5 protein-coding genes are annotated in these 3630 nt (G+C 37.9%); all 5 read left to right on the top strand.

Going from position 1 to position 3630, the window contains the following annotated elements; all coding sequences use genetic code 11:
- The first annotated feature begins 39 nt into the window (after positions 1-39).
- The 5 genes from AC1WHX_RS11170 to AC1WHX_RS11150 all read left to right on the top strand — a co-directional run bounded on the left by AC1WHX_RS11170 (position 40) and on the right by AC1WHX_RS11150 (position 3452).
- Positions 40-456, top strand: coding sequence for a Fur family transcriptional regulator (locus AC1WHX_RS11170; RefSeq protein WP_022391308.1), 417 nt, complete (start codon positions 40-42; stop codon positions 454-456).
- A 19-nt stretch (positions 457-475) separates the two neighbouring features.
- Complete coding sequence (gene rbr / locus AC1WHX_RS11165) at positions 476-1054, top strand: rubrerythrin (RefSeq protein WP_009317760.1); 579 nt, start codon at positions 476-478, stop codon at positions 1052-1054.
- A gap of 11 nt (positions 1055-1065) precedes the next feature.
- The gene (locus AC1WHX_RS11160; protein WP_302545429.1) at positions 1066-2559 is read left to right on the top strand and encodes a catalase; all 1494 of its coding nucleotides are present in this window, start codon (positions 1066-1068) and stop codon (positions 2557-2559) included.
- Between the two features lie 60 nt (positions 2560-2619).
- Positions 2620-2955 (top strand): DUF4491 family protein, encoded by a 336-nt coding sequence (locus AC1WHX_RS11155; RefSeq protein WP_022601497.1) that lies wholly within the window; start codon positions 2620-2622, stop codon positions 2953-2955.
- A 134-nt stretch (positions 2956-3089) separates the two neighbouring features.
- The gene (locus AC1WHX_RS11150; protein WP_302545428.1) at positions 3090-3452 is read left to right on the top strand and encodes a hypothetical protein; all 363 of its coding nucleotides are present in this window, start codon (positions 3090-3092) and stop codon (positions 3450-3452) included.
- Positions 3453-3630: the final 178 nt, after the last annotated feature.

The raw sequence follows: 3630 nt of genomic DNA, 5'->3' as shown, positions 1-3630 counted from the left end.
AATTATATTTGTACCGCAGTTTAAAAACAAGTATTGTTGATGAGGGTAAATGAAATCATAGAATTATTTCAATCAAAAGGGGTAAAGGCGACACCTCAGCGTATATCTGTGTATGAAGCTTTGTTATCTCTTAAGCATCCTTCTGCAGAAGCAGTGCTTGAGAGGGTAAGAAGTATCTTGCCGACTGTAACTGTCGCTACGGTTTATAATACGTTAGATTGTTTTGCAAAAGCTGGAGTGATAGAAAGAGTATTGACTGTTGATAATAAAATGTATTTCGATACGAATCTAAGCCGGCATTATCATTTATATAGTGAAGAAACTCATGAGATACAGGATTTTTATGATAATGAGTTGTCCGAATTGATCTGGACATTTATCCAAAATAGAAAAATTCCCGGATTTGAGTTGAAGGATGTGAAAGTACAATTGATAGGAAATATAGAGAATTACTAATTGAATTAAAAACAAGATTATGGAAAAGAGTATTAAGGGAACAAAAACAGAACAGAATTTGTTAAAGTCATTTGCAGGAGAATCTCAGGCGAGAAGCCGATATACGTTCTTTGCAAGTGTGGCAAAAAAAGAAGGTTATGAACAAATTGCCGGAGTATTTATGGAAACGGCAGAACAGGAAAAGGAGCATGCAAAAAAATTCTTCAAATATCTTGAAGGGGGTATGGTCGAGATTACTGCATCTTATCCGGCCGGTGTTATTTCTACTACGGTTGAAAATCTGAAGGCAGCAGCTGACGGAGAAAATGAAGAATGGGCAGATTTATATCCTGAGTTCGCTCGAATTGCTGAAGAAGAAGGCTTTCCTGCTATTGCGGTAACATTTAAGATGGTTGCTAAAGTAGAAGCCGAACATGAAGCTCGTTATCGTAAATTGTTGGCAAGAGTAGAAGCCGGAAAATTCTTTGAAGAAGATGAAGAAATAGAATGGCAATGCCGCAATTGCGGATATGTACATAAAGGCAAGAAAGCTCCGGAAAAATGTCCGGCATGTGCTCATCCGCAAGCTTATTTCGAGCGGAAAAAGAATAATTATTAATTATATAGAGTATGAAAGAAAAGGAAAAGATTCAATTAACTACTCAAGCAGGTGTCCCTGTTGCGGATAATCAGAATATTCTAACTGCTGGAGAGAGAGGTCCTGCTTTGTTGCAAAATGTCTGGTATATGGAGAAGTTGGGGCATTTTAACCGAGAACGTATTCCAGAACGGGTGGTACACGCAAAAGGCTCAGGAGCATATGGAAATTTAACCGTTACCGAGGATATAACCCGATATACGAAAGCAGCTCTATTTTCTGAGGTAGGTAAAAAAACAGATCTTTTCCTTCGCTTTTCTACTGTTGCCGGAGAACGAGGTGCGGCAGATACCGAACGGGATGTACGTGGATTTGCTGTTAAGTTTTATACGGAGGAAGGAAATTGGGATTTAGTAGGAAACAATACTCCAGTATTTTTTATCAGAGACCCGTTAAAATTTCCTGATTTTATTCATACACAGAAGAGAGATCCGAAAACTAATCTGCGTAGCAATACTGCCATGTGGGATTTTTGGAGTCTTTCTCCTGAAACTCTGCATCAGGTGATGATTTTGATGAGCGATCGGGGTATTCCTCAAGATTATCGTCACATGCATGGTTTCGGAAGCCATACTTATAGTTTTATTAATGCTGAAGGAGAGCGTTTTTGGGTGAAATTCCATTTTAAAAGTTTACAAGGCATTGCTAATTTCACCGACTCGGAAGCTGCGTCTATTGTTGCAAAGGATCGAGAATACTCACAGCGAGACCTATTTGAAAATATTGCGAAAGGAAATTTCCCCAAATGGCGTTTCTGCATTCAGATAATGACAGAAGATGAGGCTCGTAACCGAAAAGAAAATCCGTTTGATTTGACGAAAGTGTGGAGTCAAAAAGAGTATCCTTTGATCGATGTCGGAATTCTTGAGTTGAACCGGAATCCGGAAAACTATTTTGCAGAAGTTGAGCAAGCTGCATTCAATCCGGCAAGTGTCGTTTCGGGAATTTCGTTTTCTCCGGATAAGATGTTGCAAGGACGTTTGTTCGCTTATGCTGATGCGGCACGTTATCGTTTAGGAGTGAATTCGGATACGATACCGGTAAATAAGCCTATATGTCCTGTTCATAATTATCATCGTGACGGTTATATGCGAGTTGATGGAAATAATGGCGCTCAGGTTAATTATGAACCGAATAGTTTCGGAGGACCGACGGATGACGGGAAATTCAATGAGCCTCCTTTGACTTTAGATGGAGATGCTTGGAATTATGATAACCGGAAGGATAAGGATTATTATTCTCAGCCCGGAGCATTATACAGGCTTGTGCCTGACGATGAAAAGTTGCGGATTCATTCTAATGTAGCGGCGGCTATGCAGGGAGTTCCAGAAGAGATACAGATACGGGCTGTAGCCCGTTTTTATCAAGCTGATGAAAATTGCGGCAAAGGTATAGCCGAACAGCTCGCTATTTGCCTTGATTCGGTTTTGGATGAAGTTAAACGGCAAAAAGAGTTAGGTTATTGATGATATAATTAAGAGTGTTTGCGATTAAGTCCGGACACTCTTTTTTCAATATTTTTTGAAATGGAGTTTTTAGAAGAGTATCATTTATTGGGATTGGTTATCGGGGTTTCTACATTTTTAATTATAGGTTTGTTTCATCCTATAGTAGTGAAAGTTGAATATTATTGGGGAACTCGTTATTGGTGGGTGTTTTTACTGTTGGGTATTTTAGGTGTGGCAGGTTCTTTGATAACAGATAATGTATTGTTCGCTGCTTTGCTCGGAGTTTTTTCTTTTTCATCGTTTTGGACTATAAAAGAAATATTTGAACAGGAAGAACGGGTACGGAAAGGATGGTTTCCTAAGAATCCGAATAGAGTGTATTCTTGGGATAATGAATCAAATAAAACGGAGTAATTGCCTTTTTATTATATTCCAAATATTCCTAAACCGATTATTTTTTTATAATTAACATCAGAAATTTTTTCAAGATGGCAAAAAAGATGTATCTTTAGGCACTAATTAAGGAATCTGTTCAAGGAGAGGAAAATATGAAAACTATAAAACTAGTCATTTTTACGTTGTTGGTATCTTGGGCTGTAGTTCAGGTATCTGCTCGTCAGGAGTCTGTTTATGGGCAAGATTTTTTCCGGACGGCAGATAATTATATGCCTATGTCTGCTGAAGTCAACATGGTACAAAATGATTTACCCGAAGATTCTGTTCAAATATATGCCAGTAATGGTTCTATTTATGTTCGCTCTTCCAAAAAAGTCAAAGTCAAAGTTTATACTATTGTAGGTAGTCTGGTAATGGATACGTATGCTGGTCCTGGATTGTCTGAACTTCAGCCTAAATCAAGAGGACTTTATTTGGTAAGTGCCGGGGGGGTTACTCAAAGAGTGACAGTCTGATTTTAACTTCTGTTTTTTTAGTATTTATTGCTTGCTTCTTAATAAGTAAAAGTAGAGTTTTGCAAATTTAAAAAGGAGGATCTCTATTTTAGAGAAGGGAGTAATAATTCTCTATGAAGATAAATAGGGATATTCAGTAAATGTCCCTAAAAATCAAGATGGCATATGAAGATGATAG

It is taken from the genome of Coprobacter sp., assembly GCF_982436375.1.
The sequence above is the reverse complement of the archived record's forward strand: the minus strand, read 5'-3'. Positions and strand labels throughout refer to the sequence as shown.